This is a genomic window from Caballeronia sp. ATUFL_M2_KS44 (assembly GCF_023630965.1).
Lineage (GTDB): Bacteria > Pseudomonadota > Gammaproteobacteria > Burkholderiales > Burkholderiaceae > Caballeronia > Caballeronia concitans.
The window spans coordinates 51022-70439 of sequence record NZ_JALQEA010000039.1; the positions used below are offsets into that span (position 1 = coordinate 51022).

Here is a 19418-nt window from a genome sequence, read left to right on the forward strand (position 1 = left end):
CCACTTTCTGGCAACGAAACGGCGATATCGACACATGAGCACTCAAACGAATCAGGACTACATCCGTCTTCTGGAGACGTTCAACGACGCCTGGAACCGTCACGACATCGACGCACTGATGAACTGCATGGCCGACGAATGCGTCTTTCACGGCGTGGCCGGACCCGATGCGCTGGGCCGCACGTTCAGCGGCCGGGACGAAGTGCGCAAGGGCTTCGCGCTCGCATGGGAAACCTGCCCGGACGCGTCGTGGAAAGAGGGCGAGCATTTCGTGAGCGGCGAACGGGGCGTGTCGGAATCGACATTCCGCGGCACGAAGGCCGACGGGTCGCGCATCGAGGCGCGCATGGTGGACGTCTTCACCTTCAGGGACGGCAAGATCGCCGTCAAGAACGCTTTCCGCAAGGACCGCCCGGCACTGTGAGCGATGCAGAAGACCGGCACGGCGTGATGCAATGAAACGCCCCGACCCGCCGGCAACGGACCGGCGGGCGGAGGCGCGAACGAGCACGACACAGCAGATCAGGAGACGATATGCATTCGAGCATGGACAAAGGCGATCTCAAATGTGGCCTCAAGCAGCGCCACATGACGATGATCGCGCTGGGCGGCGTCATAGGCGCAGGACTTTTCGTCGGTAGCGGCGTGGTGATCCAGCAGGCCGGACCCGCCGCGATTCTCTCCTTTCTCATCACGGGCGGACTGGTGGTGCTCGTCATGCGCATGCTCGGGGAGATGGCCTGCGCCATGCCGGCCGTCGGCTCGTTCTACGAATATGCGCGCCTCGCGTTCGCGACGCAGCGCGGACCGGGACGTCTCGCCGGCTTTCTCACCGGCTGGATGTACTGGTACTTCTGGGTGATCGTGATCGCGCTGGAAGCCGTGGCGGGCGCGAAGCTCGTGCAGTTCTGGATACCCGACGTGCCCTCGTGGATCATCAGTCTCGTGCTGCTCGTGGTGCTCACGCTGACCAATCTGATTTCCGTCAGCAGCTACGGCGAGTTCGAATTCTGGTTCTCGTCGATCAAGGTCGGCGCGATCATCGTGTTCCTGTTCCTCGGCGGTCTCTACGTATGCGGCCTGTGGCCCGCGTCGATGCACACGACCGATGTCGCCACGACCTTCCTCGGGCATGGCGGCTTCATGCCCAACGGCATAGGACCGGTGATGACGGGCGCGGTCGCGGCGACGGGCTTCTACTTCGGCGCGGAGATCGTGACCATCGCGGCGGCGGAAGCGAAGGAACCTGCGAAGGCGGTGGCGAAGGCGACCAATTCGGTCATCACGCGTGTGCTGGTGTTCTACGTCGGCTCCGTGGCGCTCGTGGTCGCGCTGGTGCCGTGGAATTCTCATCAGATGTCGACGCCGTACGTGAGCGCGCTCGACGTGATGGGCATGCCGGCTGCGGCCAACGTGATGAACGCCATCGTGCTCACGGCCGTGCTGTCGGCGCTCAACTCGGGTCTCTATGCCGCGTCGCGCATGCTGTTCGCGTTGACGCGTCACGGCGATGCGCCGCTCGGTCTCGCGAAGGTCAACAAGCGTGGCGTGCCCACGCGCGCCATTCTGCTCGGCACGGTATTCGGCTATGTGTCGGTGGTGATGTCGTATGTGTCGCCGGACACGGTCTTCGCGTTCCTGGTCAATTCATACGGCACCGTGGCGATCTTCGTGTACCTGCTGATCGCCTGCTCGCAGTTGCGTCTGCGCGGCCGCATGACCAGTTTCGAAGTCGGCGACCTGCGGGTGCGCATGTGGGGTTTCCCGTATCTCACGTGGCTCGCGATCTTCGGAATGCTGGCCATTCTCATCGCGATGGCCTTCATTCCCGATCAACGCAAGCCGTTATGGCTGGGTGTCGCGAGTCTCGGCATTTTGATTGCCGCGTATGTCGTGTTCAAGCGCGGCCGCAAGGAGACCGCGATGGAAACCGACGAGTATTCGAAGCAGTTGGTGCAGGCAGTCGAACGGTGAGCATTGAAGCTTCGGCCGGCGCGTAACCACGCGAGCCGGCCCTTCATTCCTTGAACGTCCTGGCCGTTTCTTCGGCGGTGCGGCGCAGATCGGGCTCGAAAGCGAGCAGTTGATCGAGCGCCACGCGACCCACCGGCGCCTGAATGGCGATGGCCGCGCACGCGCGATTGCGATCGAGCATCACCGGCACGGCGATCGCCACGAGCCCCTGCAAATGCTCCTGGTCGTTGATGGCGAGCATGCGGCGGCGCGTCAATGCGAGTTCGCGGCGCAGGGTGTCCCGGTCGGTGATGGTGCGCTCGGAGTATCCGCGCAACGGCATGCGCTCGATCATGCGCTCGCGCCGCTCCTTCGGCAGAAAGCTCAGCAGCACCTTGCCGCTCGCCGAGCAATGCAGCGGCACATGCGAACCCGGCTGCAACTGCATGCGCAGCGGCCAGCCCGTTTCCACGCGATCCACATAGACCACGTCGTTGCCCGCGAGCATCGTCAGATTGCAGGTCTCGCCCACGCGCACGACGAGTTGTTCGAGCAACGCATGACGCGCCGCAGCAGGCCCCGCATGCATCAGCACGTTGATGGCCAGCGTGCGCACGCGCGCCGAGCATTCGTAGAGCTTGTCGTTGGCGCCGCGCGTCACGAGCCAGGCATCCATCAATTGCACGAGGATGCGATGCACCGTCTGCTTGGGCAGGCCGAGCGCATCGACGAGCTCGGTCATCGATAGCGGGCGATTGGCCTTCGCGAGCGCCTCCAACACGCGAAACGCACGCACCGCGGCGGCATTCGATTGATTCGACGTCACGCTGTCCTGTCTCCGTCTGCGTACTTTCTATATTTGGTCTCATTGTGCGTCGAAAACAGCGGTTTTCGGGACTGTGGAAAGTCCCGAAATCATGCTTTTCCGATGCTGACTGCCTGGCAGCATGCGTTACGTCACAAAACGGGACCGCGCGATGAACGCGGCTGACTAGATTGGATAGCACTTCCAATTCTTTCCACAGCCGAGGTTTATCGAATGAACGACATGGCAAGCGGCGCCACGCTCGAGCGTGCTCACGCACAGGCGCCGGATCAACGACAAGCCGATGAGGCGCGCGTCGTCGGCGCGCTCGTCGAGCGGGCGCGCGCTGCGCAGCGCCGCTTCGAGCAAGCGGGGCAGGAGACGCTCGATACCGCGGCCGCTGCGGCCGCCTGGGCCATCATGGAGCCGCAGCGCAACCGGCGGCTCGCGGACCTCGCCGTGCGCGACACCGGCCTCGGCAACGCCGACGACAAGTTCCGCAAGAATCATCGCAAGACGCTCGGGCTGCTGCGCGATCTGCACGGCGTCGCGACGACGGGCGTGATCGCGCGCGACGAGGCGCACGGCATCGTCGAGATCGCACGTGCGGCCGGCGTGGTGGCGGCGATCACGCCATCGACGAATCCGGCCGCGACGCCCGCCAACAAGATCATCAACGCGCTCAAGTGCGGCAACGCGGTCATCGTCGCGCCTTCGCCGAAGGGTTATTCCTCGTGCGCGCTGCTGATCGAATTCATTCACGCGGAGTTCGCCAGGGCGGGTCTCGATCCCGATCTGGTTCAGATGCTGCCGGCGCCGATCGGCAAGGCCGCCACCGCCGCGCTGATGCGTCAGGCGGACCTGGTCGTCGCGACCGGCTCGCAGGCCAACGTGCGCATGGCCTACACGAGCGGCACGCCGGCCTTCGGCGTGGGTGCGGGCAATGTCGCTTCGATCGTCACCGCGAAAGCCGATCCCGATGATGCGGCGCGCAAGATCGCCGTGTCCAAGACGTTCGACAACGCGACGAGCTGCTCATCGGAAAACAGCGTCGTGATCGAGGACGCCATCTACGCGCGCATGCTCGACGCGCTGACGAAGCAGGGCGGCGTATTGCTCGACGCCGGACAGAAAGCGAAATTGCAGGCGGCGATGTGGCAGGACGGCAAGCTCTCCGCGCGCTGCACGGCGCGTCCGGCCGCGACCATTGCGCGCGAAGCCGGCCTCGACGACATCGCCGCCCGCGAGCCGAAATTCCTGATGGTCGAGGAGAGCGGCTATGGCGCGGACCATCCGTTTTCCGGCGAGAAGCTCTCGCCCGTGCTGACGGTCTATCGCGCACGCGACATCGGCGAAGCGATCGGGATCGTGAGCGGCATTTACGGCTACATGGGCGCGGGTCATTCGGTGGGCGTGCACGGCGCCGACGATGCGCTCGCCGTCAGGCTCGGCACGCAATTGCCGGTGGCGCGGGTCATCGTGGATCAGGCGCACTGCCTGGCGACCGGCGGCAACTTCGACAACGGCCTGCCGTTCTCGCTCTCGATGGGCTGCGGAACCTGGGGCGGCAACAACTTCTCTTCGAATCTGGGCTTCCGGCAATACCTCAACGTCACGCGCGTCGCTTATCCGATCGCGGAGCGCGTGCCCGAAGTCGACGCGCTTCTCGGCGACTACTTCCGGAGGGTCGGACAATGAGCGCGCTGGCCGACCGAATCATTCGTCCGGGCGGTTCGCCGCTGGAAGCCGAGACGCTGCGCGCGTTGATCGACGCCCGCGCCGCGCATGCGCCGGACACGCCGTTCCTGCTGTCCGCGACGCAGGCGGGCGAGCTGACGTTTGGCGAGTTGCGCGACGACTGCCGCGCGCTCGAAGCGCGCTTCAAGGCGGCGGGCCTGCGCGCGGGCGATGTCGTTTCCGTCTTCATGGGCAACGGCATCCAGACCGCGCGTCTCTTGCTCGCGACGATGTACAGCGGGCTTGTCGCCAATCCGATGAATCTGCTGTGCCAGCCGTCGCAGGTGCGCTACATCGTCGAGCATTCGGATACGCGGGCGATCTTCACGGCGGACGACACGTACGACACGATCGTCGAAGCCGTCGATACGCTGCGCGCCGAAGGCATGCTGCGCGAGATCGCGGTGGTGCGCACATCGCCAGATGCGCGCGCGTTGCCCGATATCGACGCGCTTTCCGCACGCGCCATTGCGCTGCGACGCGACGATGCGGCGGCCGGCACGCATATCGTCGCGAGCGGGGCGGGCGTGCCGGACGCCGGCGACACCGCGTTGTTGATGTACACCTCGGGCACGACTGGGCTGCCCAAGGGTGTGCTGCTGAGTCATCGCAGCCTGATCGCGAACATGCGCAACATCAGCGCGGAGCATCGGCTTTCGGAACAGGACCGCGTGCTCGTCTCGCTGCCGCTCTATCACATCAACGGCCTCGTCGTGGCGCTGCTCACGCCGCTGTATCACGGCGGCTCCGCGGTGATGACGCCTCGCTTCTCCGCGCGCACGTTCTGGCGCGAGGCCTCGCTGTCCGGCTGCACGTGGATCAACGTGGTGCCGACCATCGTCGCGTATCTGCTCAATGGCGACGGCGCGCAGGGCTGCGATCTCTCGGCGCTCAGGTTCTGCCGCAGCGCATCCGCGGCATTGCCGGCCGATCACCATCGCGCGTTCGAGGCGCGCTTCGGCATCGGTGTCATCGAAACGATGGGCATGACGGAAACCGCCGCGCCCGCGTTCAGCAATCCCTACGAGCCGGGGATGCGGCGTGTGGGCAGCATCGGCGTGCCGTCGGGCGGCGAGGCGAAGATCGTCGGTCTGGACGGAAACGAGTGCGCGCCGGGCGAAACGGGCGAACTCGTCCTGCGCGGCCAGCAACTGATGAGCGGTTACTACAAGCGGCCCGAGGAGACCCGCGACTCGTTCACACCCGACGGATGGCTGCGCACCGGCGACCTCGGTTATCGCGACGAAGCCGGCTTCTTCTACATCAACGGGCGGGCCAAGGAACTGATCATCAAGGGCGGCGAGAACATCGCGCCGCGCGAGATCGACGAGGCGCTGCTGCGTCATCCCGGCGTGCTGGAGGCGGCAGCCGTCGGCGTGCCGGATGCGGCGTACGGGCAGGACATCGTCGCCTTCATCGTGCCGAGCGGCGGCGCGGCGTCCGTCGATGTGGCCGAGCTGCGTGCGCACTGCCTGCGCGAACTCGGGCGCTACAAGACGCCACGCGAGTTCCGCTTCATCGACGCGCTGCCGAGAGGCCCGTCCGGCAAGGTGCAGCGCCTGAAGCTCCTGCAGAAGCCTCAGCCCCCCGGATAGCCGCATGCTCCGCCGCTGACACGCCTCAACCATTCCACATCAGATGGATCGAGACATACCCGGCCGCGTCGGTCGCTTTCGCGACGGCTCCGGCCGACAAGGAGACACAATGAACCAGCATCGACCGCGCGTGAAGACGCGCCATATCATTCTCGGCGTGATGTGTGTGATGTACTTCATTTCATACATCGACCGGGTCAACATCGCCGTGGCGGGTCCGTTGATTCGCCAGGAGATGGGTCTGACGTCCGTGCAGCTCGGACTCGTGTTTTCCGCGTTCGCCTATCCGTATGCGGTGATGCAGATCGTCGGCGGCTGGCTCGCCGACAAGTTCGGTCCCAAGCTCGTGCTGACCGTGCTCTCGCTGATCTGGGGCGCCGCCACGCTCGCGACCGGCTTCGCGGGGAGCATCGTCACGCTCGTCCTGCTGCGCCTGGCGCTGGGCATCGGCGAAGGCGGCGCGTTCCCCACCGCGACACGCGCATTCACTTACTGGATGCCCGTGCACGAACGCGGTTTTGCGCAAGGCATCACGCACAGCTTCTCGCGGCTGGGCGGCGCGGTCACGCCGCCGCTCGTGCTGGCCGTGGTCGCCGCCAGCGGCTGGCGGGAGGCGTTCATCCTGCTGGGCGTGGCAAGCCTGGCGTGGACGGTCTTGTATCTCTTCGTATTCACGAACTCCCCCGATGAAAGCCGCCGCATCACGCCGGAAGAAACGGCTGAAATCGGCTATCGCGCGGGAGACTGCGCACGGGCGAGAAAGAGTGCGACGCCGTGGCGAAAGCTGATTCGCCGCATGTGGCTCGTGACCTTCGTCGACTTCTGCTACGGATGGCTGCTGTGGGTGTATCTGACGTGGCTGCCGTCGTATCTCAGGGAATCGCGGGGCTTCGACCTCAAGCATCTCGCGCTCTTCACCGCGCTGCCGCTGCTCGCGGGCGTGGTCGGCGATACGCTCGGCGGCGTCATCTCCGACCGCATCTACAAGATGACGGGGCGGCTGCGTCTCGCCCGCTGCAGCATCCTGGTCGTGGGCATGGGCGGCTCGCTCGCCTTCCTGCTGCCGATGGTCAATGCGCCGAGCGCCATCGCCGCGGTGTGGTTCCTGACCGGATCGTTCTTCTTCCTGGAGATCACCAATCCGGTGTTGTGGACCCTGCCGCTCGATATCGCGGGCAAGTACGCGGGCACGGCGGGCGGCATGATGAACACCGGCTTCGGTATCGCGGGCATGACCTCGCCGGTGGTCTTCGGCTATCTGATTCAACAGACGGGAAGCTATAACGTGCCGTTCACGATTTCCGCCGGGCTGCTTGCGGTCGGCGCTGTCGCCGCCCTGTTTATCGATACGAGCAAGACGGTCGAAGCCGACGAGGCGCGGGTCAGAGTCAATCGGGAGGAGGGAGGCGTTCCGGCATTCGCGGGCGGCGCGAAACACTGACGATATCAGCGAGATTCGAACCGCCATCTTTCATGAGCCGCCGGGCATGCAGCGGGCCGGCGGCATCATGACCGCCGCAGGCGCGCGGATCGCGATGAACGCAGACTGCAAGTCCCTTTCATCCGGGCTTGCGGTCGATTTCGTTCGCGGGCGCGACAGCATCGCTCATGCGCAACGCGTGCGCGCCCCGAATCGGGGCCGAAGGAGACGAGCGTTGAAAGCCTACGTATTCAGGGACAGGCAGGCTCGCGTCATCCAACTCGTACTCGATGACGACGCGTCCCAAGTAGTCGCGTTCCACCGGGGCGAACGAGTGGGTTATGCGGAATTCGAAACGGGTGAATGCGAGACGCGGCTCTTCGATATCTTTATCGAACCGTCCTGCCGCGCCAGTGGGATCGCGCACACGCTGATCGGCTTCGTCTGCCGCGAGATCGGCCATCCGTTGACGGTCGATCTCGATCAGCGGGCCGTTGCTTCAGCGTTTCTGTGCATGACGAGACATCTTCGGGCGAAGGTCTGATTTCCATCCCTTCGGCAGAACGCGTTCGCAGGGATCAGGACGCCCGCGCGTAATAGATGTTCTGGGGATGCCGCGCTTCGGCGAAAAAGAACCAGCGCTCCGCAATCAGCCCGAGGTATTGCGTCAGGAACGCGAGGCAAAACGCCGCGACCGATTGCGAAACGATTCCGAGCAGCATCAGCGCGAACGGCACGCCGAAGGCGGCGATCAGAAACGTCCACTTGACCAGCCTGATCGTCTCGGCCGACTGACCGTGAAAGAACTCGCGCAGATTGAAGGCGCCGGCCGTGAAGCCACGCGATTTCTGTACGACGTTCGGTGCCTTGATGCCCGTTGCGCTCTGCACGCTCGACTTCGGACGCAGGCGCGCATTGCGCCGCAGCGAGGCAACGCGCGTCACACAGCCCGCGAGTGTGAGCGTGCAGGCGCAGGCGGCGAGACCCGCCGCGAGCGAAGGGGCGAGCCATGCTGCACACGCGGTCGCGAGCGTGAACCCCGAGGCGCAGCCGAGCAGCACGAAGTTGGCCATCGTCAGCGGAGTCGCCCACTCCTGGAGGAACCGCAGGCAGGCGTAAATCATCGCGGTGCAGACGAACAGCGCGGCCGACGATGCGACTCCGATCACGCCGAGCGCAAGCGACCACGGTGTACCGAGCCAATGCGCGATGCCATAAAGCGTGCCGGACGCGAGAAACGCGGGCAGGCACAGGCATTCGCGAGACAGCCACGAAGTACGCCACATCGCGATGGCGCGCCACGCGCGCTCGGGATGACCGAGGTGAAAGAAGGAAGCGACGAGTCCCAGGCCGCCGAGCACCACCGACAGCGCCGCGCCGGTGATGAAAAACGTCTGCGAAGGCGCGTTGAACAAACCCAGCTTCGCGAAAAGTTCAACCCCGACGAGCGCGATCAGCAGGCCTTGCGCGGCGCCGCTCAGGGTCGTGAGGAACACGACGGAAAACGCGGGTTTCATGACGGGCTCCAGTAAAGATCAGGTACGCGCGGCCATCGCCGCAAGATTGATCTCGCCGCGCTCGAACTGCGCTTCGGGCGAGACGTCGGGGGCGGCGTTCGACTTGCAGCCGCAGGAACCCCCGGTGCTGCACGACGTCACCGGATTGCGCGGCAAGTAGTGATTCGCGGGCCTTGTGTCCCACTCCGGCATCAACTGATAGCCACCGCGCTCCCTGATCGCCTTCGAGACCACCGAATCCGGATCGTGGATATCGCCGAAAAGCCGCGCGGAGGTCGGGCACGCGAGCACGCAAGCCGGCTTGCGATCGCGCTCGGCAAGCGCCTCGTTGTCGATGCGATCGGCGCAGAGCGTGCACTTCGTCATCTCCTTGCGCGCTTCGTCGAGTTCACGCGCGCCGTAAGGGCAGGCCCACGCGCAGTATTTGCAGCCGATGCACTTGTCGAAGTCCACCAGCACGAGCCCGTCTTCCTTGCGCTTGTAACTCGCGCCGGTCGGGCAGACGGGCACGCACGGCGGGTCCTCGCAGTGCAGGCACGATTTCGGAAAATGGATGGTGTCGGCAAGCGGGAACTCGCCCGCTTCGTAGGTCTGCACGCGGTTGAAAAACGTGCCGGACGGGTCGGCGTCATAGGGGCGCTGATCCGCGAGGCTGCCTGCCTCACCCGACGTGTTCCATTCCTTGCAACTCGTCACGCATGCGTGGCAACCGACGCAGACATTCAGGTCGATGACCAGAGCCATTTGGGTCATGGCGGTCTCCTTCAGCTATTCGTTCGTTTGGCCGCGTTGCGCAGGCGCGCCGCGAACTGGCCGCGCCCGGCAAAGTACGTCTGAACGACGCGCTGGATGGTGCCCGTCACGCCCGGCGCCGCGCGCATCGGCGGGAATTGCGGCAGCGTGTGATCCGCATCGGCCTCGGCGGGGTAGACGCGCACGCGCACGTCATACCATGCGGCTTGCCCCGTGATCGGGTCGGAGTTGGAGAAACGCACGCCTTCACGCCCGGACGCCGGCAGTTCGTCGGTGATGAGGTGATTGAGCAGGAAGCCGCGCTGCGATTCGTTCGCATCCGGACCGAGACTCCACGCCCCGGACGCCTTGCCGATCGCGTTCCACGTCCATACGGTGCCCGGTTCCACGGTTTCGCTGTAACGCGCCATGCAGCGCACTTTGCCCCACTGCGATTCGACGTAGATCCAGCCGCCGTCCTCGATACCGTTTTCCCGCGCCATGCGCGGATTCATGTACAACAGGTTCTCGCCGTGAATCTGCCGCAGCCATGCGTTCTGCGAGTCCCATGAGTGATACATCGCCATCGGGCGCTGCGTGACCGCCGCGAGCGGATAGTGTTTCCGGTCCGTGGCGCCGAGTTCCAGCGGCGCATACCAGAATGGCAGCGGATCGAAGTACTGCTCGATGCGCGCGCGCAAATGATCGGGCGGCTGGCGACCCTTCGTCTTTCCTTGTGCTGCGAGCCTGAACTTTTGCATCACGTCGGAATAGAGCGCAATGACGATGGGCTGCGGGAACTTGCGAAAGCCCTTTTCGACGGCGAACTGCAGATACGGGCCGTTGCAGTTGCGCATGTACTGCATGGTCTCGGGCAGCACGTAGTGATAGACGCAGTTGTTTTTCGCGTACTGCTCCCATTGGTTCGGATTCGGCTCGCCCACGAGCGCGTCCTGTCCATCCTTGCCGCGCCAGCCGATCAGAAAGCCCACGCCCGATCCCGGCGCGGTCTGGTGATTCACGATGAATTCCTGATAGTTTCGATACTTCCGCTGGCCATCGGGCGTCGTGAACGCCGGCAGCCTGAGACGGCTGCCAAGCTCGATCAGCACTTCCTGAAACGGCCGGCACTCGCCTGTCGGCGGCACGACGGGCACGCGCACGGAGTCGACCGGTCCGTCGAACTCGGAGATCGGGCGATCGAGCATCGACATGGCGTCGTGGCGTTCGAGATAAGTCGTGTCCGGCAGGACCAGATCCGCGAACGCGGTCATCTCCGACTGGAAGGCGTCGCACACGACGATGAAAGGAATCTTGTACTCGCCGTTGGCGTGCTTGTCGGCGAGCATCTTGCGCACCTCGATCGTGTTCATCGACGAATTCCAGGCCATGTTGGCCATGAACATCATCAACGTGTCGATCGGATACGGGTCGCCGCGCCACGCGTTGGTGATCACGCTGTGCATCACGCCATGCACGGCGAGCGGATACTCCCAGGAGAATGCCTTGTCGATGCGCCCCGGCGTGCCGTCGTCGTGGATGAACAGGTCCTCGGGCGCAGCCGGCCAGCCGAGCGGACCGTCGGCGAGCGGCGTGTCGGGCCTTACTTTGTCCGGGTGATTCGGCGGTTTGGTCGAAGGGGGAACCGCGCGCGGATAAGGCGACTTGTGCCGGAAGCCGCCCGGGCGATCGATCGTGCCAAGCAGCGACATGAGCACGGCCAGTGCGCGAATGGACTGGAAGCCGTTGGAGTGCGCGGCGAGACCGCGCATTGCGTGAAAGGCGACGGGATTGCCGGTCACGGTTTCATGCGTCTTGCCCCAGGAATCGGTCCACGGAATGGGCAGGGTGATCTTGTGGTCGCGGCTGACCTGCATCATCTCGGCGGCGAGGCGCCTGATCGTTGCAGCGGGGATGCCGGTGATATCCGCCGCCCACTCGGGCGTGCACGACGCCACCTGCTCGCGCAGTAACGCGAACGATGGCGCGACCGGTGTTCCGTCTTCGAGGGTATAGCGTCCATCGAGCGCCGGTTCGGCGTCGTCCGCATGATGCGCGACCGCGCGGTTGGTCACGCGATCCCACCACAGATGATTCTGCGGAAAGAGCGGGTTCTCATCGGGTGCGTTGCTGTCTTTCACGAAGAGGCCGAACGTCTCGCTCGCCTCGTTCATGTCGAGCAGTTCGCCTGCATTCGTGTAACGCGCGACGAACTCGTGATCGTAAGCATCGGCGACGATCAGCTCGCGGATCAACGCCATGAAGAGCGCGCCGTCGGTGCCGGGACGGATCGGCACCCACTCATCTGCGATCGCTGCATAGCCGGTACGTACGGGATTGATCGCGATGAAGCGGCCGCCCGCACGCTTGAACTTCGAAATGGCGATTTTCAGCGGGTTCGAATGATGATCTTCGGCGGTGCCGATCATGAAGAACAGCTTGGCTCGGTCAAGGTCGGGACCGCCGAATTCCCAGAATGAGCCGCCTATCGTGTAGATCATGCCCGCGGCCATGTTGGCCGAGCAGAAACCGCCGTGCGCCGCGTAGTTCGGCGTGCCGAACTGCTTCGCGAAGAGTCCGGTCAGCGCCTGCATCTGATCGCGGCCGGTGAAGAGCGCGAATTTCTTCGGATCGGTGGCGCGCAAATGCGCGATGCGCTTTTCGAGCACGTCGAACGCAACGTCCCACGAGACCGGCTCGAACTGGGCTTCGCCACGCAGCGCGTCTTTCTTGCGCATCAGCGGCTGCGTGAGCCGCGCGGGCGAGTACTGCTTCATGATGCCCGATGCGCCCTTCGCGCAAATCACGCCTTGATTCAGCGGGTGCTCGGGATTGCCGTCGATATAACGCACTTCGCCATCACGCAGATGCACGCGTATGCCGCAGCGGCAGGCACACATGTAGCAGGTGGTGGTTTTGACATCGAGCTTTTCGTTCTGGGTACGAGCGTCGTGTTCCATGGGAGATCCTTGGGTCCGAACGAAGTCGCGCGGGGCGGTTCCCGCGCGGCGCGGATGCATGGCTGGCTCGCCGCCAGGAATCGCCGCACTCCCATATCCTATTGCCGATATAAGGGTATGAAAAATCGTAATTTAGGATCGACACCATCGGGGCGGCTGATATTTCGTGAAGGTGACTTCTGGCTGACGGACAGCATGCGCTCAATGGCAGCATGGCCGTGCGCCAGCACCGCATATGTACGGAGTCTGCTCGCGTCGTGCCGCCGGATTCGTCGATTCGCTGGCATCGCGCTTGCGCAACGAAGGGTTCATGCGTGCCGGAGGCCGACCATGTCCGATTCTCACGATGCTTTCGAAAAGCCCCAATCGGTGCAGCGCCGCTCGCTGTTGCAGGCAGCGGCGATCGGCGGCGCGGGGCTCGTGAACGCGGGCCTGGCGTGGTCGCAAGCGGCCTCGCCTTCGCCGCGTGACGCACCCGCGCTTGCCGGTCAGCCCGTCGATCGTCATGAACAGCCGGAATTCGACGCCGCCGCCGACGCGACCACCGCGGACCTCATCGTCGAGACGCTGCTCGCGTGGAAGGTCGACCATGTGTTCGGCATGGTCGGCGACGGCATCAACCCGCTGATCGAAGCACTGCGCAAGCGTCGCGACCGGATCGCGTTCATCGGCGTGCGGCACGAAGAGGCGGCGGCGTTCATGGCCTCGGGCTGGGCAAAGTCGACGGGCCGCCTGGGCGTGTGCATGGCCACGACTGGTCCCGGCGCCGTGCATCTGATGAACGGTCTCTACGACGCGCACTTCGATGGCGCGCCCGTCCTCGCCATCACCGGCCTGACGTTCCACGACCTGCAAGGCACGCGCTTCATGCAAAGCGTCGATACGCGCGCGTTGATGGAAGATGTCGCGCTGTACAACACGACCGTCACCGGGCCGCGTCATGCGCTCGTCGTGACGAATCTCGCTTGCCGTCATGCGCTCGGCCGGCGCGGTGTCGCGCATCTGACCATCGCCAAGGACATCCAGAACCGCCCGCTCGGCGACGACAAGGCGTCGATGGAAAACCACGGCTTGCGCACGTCGAGCGCGTGGACTGTCGCTGCCGGCGCGCCGTCGCGCGACGATCTCGCTGCGGCCGCCGACATCCTCAACGCGGGCAAGCGCGTCGCGATTCTCGCGGGACAGGGCGCGCTGGGCGCGCGTGAAGAACTCGAACAGGTCGCGCAGCGTCTGAATGCGCCGGTTGCGAAGGCGTTGCTCGGACGCGCCGCGCTGCCCGACGATTCGCCGTTTTCGACCGGCGGCATCGGGCATCTGGGCACCGTGCCGTCGGAAGAGGCGATGCATCGTTGCGACACGGTGCTGATCGTCGGTTCGACGATGCCGTGGATCGATTCATATCCGAAGCCGGGAGCGGCGCGCGGCGTGCAGATCGACGTGGCGGCCGAGCGCATCGGCCTGCGCTTTCCGGTCGAAGCGGGGCTCGTCGGCGACGCGGGAGCGACGCTGCGAGCGCTGCTTCCGATGCTGCGTCAGAAAGACGACGCGTTCCTGCACGACATCCAGCGCGAAGTCGTGAAGTGGAACGGACTGCTGGACCGCGTGGCGGGCGTCGAGCGTACGCCGCTTCGTCCGCAAAGCGCGATCCGCGCGATCAGCGATGCGCTCGCGCCCGACGCGATCGTCTGCCTCGATTGCGGAGCGAACACGCACTTCGCGGCGCGCTTCCTGACGCTGCGGCGGGAGCAGCGGCTCGTCGCAACCGGCATGCTCGCGACGATGGCGCCGGGCCTGCCGTTCGCCATAGCCGCGCAGCTTGCGTATCCGCGCAGGCAGGTCGTGGCGATCGTGGGCGACGGCGGCTTCGGCATGCTGATGGCGGAGATGTCGACGGCCGTGCGTTACGGGCTGCCGATCAAGGTCTTCGTGTTGCGCAACGACGCGCTCGCCGAAGTCGTGTTCGAGCAGCGGGAACTCGGCAACCCCGTGTACGGCTGCGAACTCGGCGCAATCGACTATGCGCAGGTCGCGTCGGCATGCGGCGCGGAAGCACGGCGATGTCAGGCATTCGCCGATCTGCGCGGCGCGGTCGAGGCGACGCTCCACTCCGCGCACACGGCTCTGCTCGAACTGCGCGTCGACCCGAACGAAGTGGTCACCAAACCTTACGAGCTGAAAATCTGATCGAACCATGGTGCCCGATCGAGTGAGAGTCGGATTTCCGCCATGACGCGAGACGTCGATAGCGGGAGAGCTGGGAAGGCGTCGGCCTTTTTGCATACAGGCGCTGCGGTGTTTCGAGACGTTTGACGGGCATGCGGCAGAATCGGCCCGATTCGGCTTCGTTGCTGCCGGTCACATCGCGAAGACCTCGTGAACGGAAGTCTGAAACCGCCCGCCGTTCATCGGTCCGCCTCCCGCGACATGAATGGCGTCGCCGACGATCGCCGCGCCCATGCCATGTCTTGGCGTCAGCATCGGCGCGTAGGCTTGCCATGCGTCCGACGCCGGATCGTAGGCTTCGTTCTGGCCAAACACGCGCCGCGTTCCTTCGCCGCCCATGCAAAAGAGCTTGCCGCGCCACGCCACGCCACCGTGGCCTGAACGGGGCGTCGGCATCGGCGCGCACTCTTGCCAGGCGTCCGTCTTCACGTCATAAGCGACGTGCATGCCGGTGTTGAAATCGAACGTATCCATGCGTCCGCCTGCCACGTGAATGCGCCCGGCGAGGGACACGGCCGCCGAGTGGTCTCGCGGACCGGGCACGGGCGCGAGCGTCGTCCAGTTGTCGCGCCTGGGGTCGTAGGCTTCGTGCCAGTCGACCGAGCGCGTGTCGCGTCCGCCGATCGCGTGCAACAGGCCATCGTGCGCAACGACGGAGATGGCCCCGCGCGAGCCGCGCGACAGCGGACGGATCGCATGCCATCGATTGTCCGCGACGACATACGCATAGCAGTCGGGCACGGCGATGCGGTTCTGTTCGACGAAGCCGCCGAACGCGTAGACGACGCCATCCAGCGCGGCGACGCCGACATGATTCGCGCCGCGTGGAAGGGGTGCGGCTTCGAGCCATTGATTGCGAGCCGCGTCGAAGACGTGATGGTAGGGGCGCGCGACGTCGCCTGCGCCGTAGCCGCCGATGACGTGCATGCGGTCGCCTTCGCTCGTGGCCCAGGCCATTTCGCTGCGCGGCAACGGAAGTGGCGGCGCGGTCGTCCAGTGGCCCTGGTCCGAGGCGGCCGCAGCCGGAGAGTAAGTGAAGCGCTGCGCGTAGACGTCGGGGGGAAGCTGCGTCGCGGCGGGATCGCGCAGGGCGCTATACAACCCGCCGCGCTGGATGGCCTCCATTTCCTCGGGCGTCGGCATGGTTCCCGGCATGCCGGCCGCGCGGGCGCCGCGCAATAGCGTGTAAAGGCCGGCGCTCGCGGCCATTTGCAAGGTTCTGCGTCGATGACTGTTCACGGGAGGCTCGCGCAAGGGGTTCTACGTTGGCTGACGAAGACGTCTTCAGCCCAGTTTAGTAGATCGGTGCATTGCCTACGCTGCTTGCGAAGCCGCCGCTGGCGCCTACCGCTGAATTGCCGCCAGCGCGATATCGGCCGCGCTGTCGAGTTGCTCGACGTGCCAGCACTTGTCGATCAACGTGCGAGTCTGGTCAGAGGGCAGAATGCCGTCCGCGAGATCGGAGAACTTCTTCTCGAGTTGCTCGTTGGTCATCGGCACCTGGGTGCTGCCGATCGCGTGCTGAATGAACTTGTGCAGCTTGCGGCCGTCCTTCAGCGTGATGGTCATGTCCACCTGCTCCGGTTTGATGGCCGGATCGACGATGGTATTCACCTTCTCGCGCAACGCAACGGTTTGCGGGTCGCGGACCTTGGCATCGCTGAACTGCTTCTCGCCGGCGGCGCCGTCGATGATCGCGATCGCCACCGCGTGATAGATGCTGAACTTGCCTTCGAGACCGATTTTCGGCGTCTTCTTTCCGGTCAGTTCGATGACGAGCGGATGCACGCGTAAATCGATTCGCTCGATTTGATCGGGGCTCAGATGGTTCTCGTTGCGAAGCTGGATGGCCGCATCGAGCGCGGGATGAATCACGATGCCGCATGCGAAGGGCTTGTATGTGTTGAGCGTCGATTCCCAGTGCGTGCCGAGACCGTCGGTGATTTCGCGGTAATCCTGCTTCGTGCTGATGGTGTTGGCCCAGCCGCGCTTCGCCTCGATCATCCCGTCGGAACTCGTGTAGTCCTTGCCTGCGAGGATCGCCGCGAACATGCCGTTGGCGGCCGCGCGCCCCGGATTGAAGCTCTTGTTCATCGAGCCGAACGATTCGCGCAGACCGACCGGCTGCGACGCTGCCAGCCCGAGCGCCCAGACCGTCTGCTGCACGCTCAGGCCCATCAGTTTCGACATCGCGGCGGCGGAGCCGAACACGCCGCATGTGCCGGTGATGTGCCAGCCGACATCGTAATGATTCGGGTACACCGCATTGCCGATCCGCAATTCCGTCTCCACGCCGAGTACCAGCGCGTTGAGAAAATCCTTGCCCGTCACGGGCCGATATTGCGCGTAGGCGAGAATCGCGGACGCCACCGGACCGGCCGGATGGATGATCGTCTTCAGATGCGTGTCGTCGAAATCGAAAATATGGCTGCTCACGCCGTTGATGAACGCCGCGTTCATGATGTCGAAGCGCTCGTTGCGGCCGAGCAGATTGGCTTGCGGCGGACCCGAGAACGGCGAGAGCGCCGCCACCGCGCGATCGACGGTCTCATCGTGCGACCCGCCGACCGCGACGCCGACCCAGTTCATGAGCGTTCGCACGCCTTCCCGGCGCACGTTCGCGGGCAAGTCCTGATAAGCCGTTTGATGGATGAATTCGGCGAGGATGCGCGTGACTTTCGGCGGCTGCGCGTTGCCTTTGGCGGCGGACGAGGGCGCGGAAGCGACTGAAGAAGCATTCGATGCGGCATCGTTGCCCTGCGCGAGCGCGGCTGTTCCTGCGGTCGCGGAGGTAAGCGCACCCGCCGCACCTGCCTTGAGGAAATAGCGCCGGTCGATTGCTGCCATGAGTTCGTCTCCTTGTCTCTTTGAATGCGTGGGTTTGTGGACCTGCCGCCCTTCATGCGGGCGAAGAACTGCGCGTGAAGTCGCGAGCCTTGACTTCACGCGTATCACCGATGGCGACGCTATCGTGAGTTCCACGAGCGTGCTGCCCGTGAGTACGGTAGTCGGCCAGAGATTGTCTCTTTCCTGGTGAAGCGACAGTGTAGCCAACTAACTGCGTGACGACAGGCGCACCGACCGGACATCGACGCGCGCCGACGCGGAGCGCCCCTGCATGCGAAGGCCGTCCGCAGCAAGGGCGAGCGGTTCTTTCACTTCACGTCGAAGCCATAGTTGCCATGCGTTCGGTGTCCATCGGACGCGACGGCGACCCAGTGCACCGTGTAATGCCCCGGCTGCAAGGGCGGCAGCGCGACTGCCATGGCTTCCTGATGCTGCGCATCCACCCCCGACTTGGCGATGTTGACCTGCTTGCCGCTCGCGTCGTCGACGACGAGCGAGGAGAACGCGGGTTCGAGCGGACCATCGAAGTCGATCCGCACCTCGGCAGGCGGCGCGACGGTGGCGCCTGCCGCCGGAACCTGCGTGCGTGGAAAGACGTGGGCCGAAGCCGCGACGGACCAGACGAGCCCGAGCGCGCAGGCGGCGCGAGCCACGCGACGGTTCGGAATGTGTCGTGAGTTCATTTCATGCTCCCGCTACCGCCGAAAAGCGGCTTGCCGATGGTCGTCGGCGCGATGTCGTCGAAGAAGATATGCGCCTGCACCAGCACGCCGACGTGTGAGCCGCTCGCCCGGTTGATCGGGATCTGTGCCTCGATGCCGAACTGCCCGTAGCGATTGATCCAGATGAAACCGGGATTGACCGTGCCCGTCGTCTGACCTTGACTGCGCGAGAGCGGAATCTCGACCAACGGAATGATGCTCGCGAGCGGCTGCGGCAAGCCGAGCGAATGCACATGCTGCTCCAGATACGGGAGGCTGTACTGCACCGTGAAACCGTAATTGAACGCGTTCGGCTGGCCTGCGCCGGTGGTGAGCGCCGGGCCGGCTTCGCCCGTGATCGCGACGGGGCGCAGCCACGCGAGCGAATCGGGCAGATCGCCCATGCCTTTGCCGACGAAGATGGTCGGCGAGATCGTGGAGAAATTGTCCGCAATGGCGCGGCTGCCCGTTCCACCCAGCTCCGCGTTTACACCGACCGAGGTCATGAACTCGTGGGCCTCGTTGACGTACAACAGATACTTGAGGCCCACTTCGACGTTATCGAAGCCATGCGCGGTCGGGTTGTTCTGCATCGCATACGTCCCTCCGACTGAAAGCGCGAGCCGCGACGTAACGAGCTTGTCGTACTCGAACTGAAACGTGTTGATGCTCTGGTCGCCGTTGTCGCCGGGGACTCGAAGGTGCCCGAACTGCAGATTCGCTTCGTCGCCGACACCGGGGTCGTCGACGGCCATCGTCGAGGGAAAGACGCGGTCGCCGGCAATCGAGTGAGCGTGCGCGTGCTGCGGCATCATCGAGACGGCGGCGAGCGCTGCTGCCGTGACGGAGAGCGCGGCGCGTGAGCACGCGCGGAGCGTGGAAACAGTGTTCATGTCCCATCCTGTGTTCTGAATTGCGGTCGTCGCCC

General features: G+C 64.8%; 15 protein-coding genes. 7 read left to right on the plus strand and 8 right to left on the minus strand.

The annotated features are described in order from the left end of the window. Window positions 1-34: 34 nt before the first annotated feature. Both NCR39_RS15595 and NCR39_RS15600 read left to right on the plus strand, forming a co-directional pair. The gene (locus NCR39_RS15595) at window positions 35-424 is read left to right on the plus strand and encodes a nuclear transport factor 2 family protein (RefSeq protein ID WP_250452998.1); all 390 of its coding nucleotides are present in this window, start codon (window positions 35-37) and stop codon (window positions 422-424) included. A 122-nt stretch (window positions 425-546) separates the two neighbouring features. Next, a complete protein-coding gene (locus NCR39_RS15600; protein ID WP_502800223.1) occupies window positions 547-1974 on the plus strand; it encodes an amino acid permease in 1428 nt (475 codons plus the stop codon). A gap of 43 nt (window positions 1975-2017) precedes the next feature. Here NCR39_RS15600 and NCR39_RS15605 read toward each other — a convergent pair whose 3' ends face one another. Continuing rightward, window positions 2018-2779: an IclR family transcriptional regulator gene (locus tag NCR39_RS15605; RefSeq protein WP_250453000.1), complete on the minus strand. Its 762-nt coding sequence runs from the start codon at window positions 2777-2779 to the stop codon at window positions 2018-2020. 213 nt (window positions 2780-2992) lie between these two features. Here NCR39_RS15605 and sauS point away from each other — a divergent pair, with 213 nt between their 5' ends. The 4 genes from sauS to NCR39_RS15625 all read left to right on the plus strand — a co-directional run bounded on the left by sauS (window position 2993) and on the right by NCR39_RS15625 (window position 8054). Then, window positions 2993-4456 (plus strand): acylating sulfoacetaldehyde dehydrogenase, encoded by a 1464-nt coding sequence (sauS, locus tag NCR39_RS15610; protein ID WP_250453001.1) that lies wholly within the window; start codon window positions 2993-2995, stop codon window positions 4454-4456. Next, the gene (locus NCR39_RS15615) at window positions 4453-6090 is read left to right on the plus strand and encodes an AMP-binding protein (RefSeq protein WP_250453002.1); all 1638 of its coding nucleotides are present in this window, start codon (window positions 4453-4455) and stop codon (window positions 6088-6090) included. Before sauS ends, NCR39_RS15615 begins: the two co-directional genes overlap by 4 nt. Window positions 6091-6199: 109 nt before the next feature. Continuing rightward, on the plus strand, window positions 6200-7531 hold the full coding sequence (locus NCR39_RS15620; protein WP_250453003.1) for an MFS transporter: 1332 nt from the start codon (window positions 6200-6202) through the stop codon (window positions 7529-7531). Window positions 7532-7577: 46 nt separating this feature from the next. Beyond that, window positions 7578-8054, plus strand: coding sequence for a GNAT family N-acetyltransferase (locus NCR39_RS15625; protein ID WP_250453004.1), 477 nt, complete (start codon window positions 7578-7580; stop codon window positions 8052-8054). A 34-nt stretch (window positions 8055-8088) separates the two neighbouring features. Here the strand turns inward: NCR39_RS15625 and NCR39_RS15630 are convergent, their stop codons facing one another. Genes NCR39_RS15630 through NCR39_RS15640 form a run of 3 tightly spaced genes read right to left on the minus strand, consistent with a single transcriptional unit; the run spans window position 8089 to window position 12719 of the window. Further along, window positions 8089-9027 (minus strand): dimethyl sulfoxide reductase anchor subunit family protein, encoded by a 939-nt coding sequence (locus NCR39_RS15630; protein ID WP_250453005.1) that lies wholly within the window; start codon window positions 9025-9027, stop codon window positions 8089-8091. A gap of 18 nt (window positions 9028-9045) precedes the next feature. Continuing rightward, window positions 9046-9780, minus strand: a complete 735-nt coding sequence (locus NCR39_RS15635) for a 4Fe-4S dicluster domain-containing protein (protein WP_250453006.1) — start codon at window positions 9778-9780, stop codon at window positions 9046-9048. 11 nt (window positions 9781-9791) lie between these two features. Continuing rightward, the gene (locus tag NCR39_RS15640) at window positions 9792-12719 is read right to left on the minus strand and encodes a molybdopterin oxidoreductase family protein (RefSeq protein ID WP_250453007.1); all 2928 of its coding nucleotides are present in this window, start codon (window positions 12717-12719) and stop codon (window positions 9792-9794) included. A 330-nt stretch (window positions 12720-13049) separates the two neighbouring features. Between NCR39_RS15640 and NCR39_RS15645 the strand changes: the two genes are divergently transcribed. Further along, window positions 13050-14903 carry a thiamine pyrophosphate-binding protein gene (locus NCR39_RS15645; RefSeq protein WP_250453008.1) on the plus strand — a complete coding sequence of 618 codons (1854 nt, stop codon included), beginning with the start codon at window positions 13050-13052 and terminating at the stop codon, window positions 14901-14903. Window positions 14904-15074: 171 nt separating this feature from the next. On the opposite strand, the gene NCR39_RS15650 is transcribed toward NCR39_RS15645, so the two are convergent. From NCR39_RS15650 to NCR39_RS15665, 4 genes are all read right to left on the minus strand, one after another. Next, entirely contained in the window at window positions 15075-16151 is a 1077-nt protein-coding gene (locus NCR39_RS15650; protein ID WP_250453009.1) for a Kelch repeat-containing protein, read from the minus strand. Between the two features lie 135 nt (window positions 16152-16286). Further along, window positions 16287-17789, minus strand: a complete 1503-nt coding sequence (locus tag NCR39_RS15655; RefSeq protein WP_250453010.1) for an MmgE/PrpD family protein — start codon at window positions 17787-17789, stop codon at window positions 16287-16289. A gap of 308 nt (window positions 17790-18097) precedes the next feature. Then, window positions 18098-18472, minus strand: coding sequence for a copper resistance CopC family protein (locus NCR39_RS15660; RefSeq protein ID WP_250453011.1), 375 nt, complete (start codon window positions 18470-18472; stop codon window positions 18098-18100). Next, window positions 18469-19383, minus strand: coding sequence for a hypothetical protein (locus NCR39_RS15665; protein WP_250453012.1), 915 nt, complete (start codon window positions 19381-19383; stop codon window positions 18469-18471). Before NCR39_RS15665 ends, NCR39_RS15660 begins: the two co-directional genes overlap by 4 nt. Between the last annotated feature and the right edge of the window lie 35 nt (window positions 19384-19418).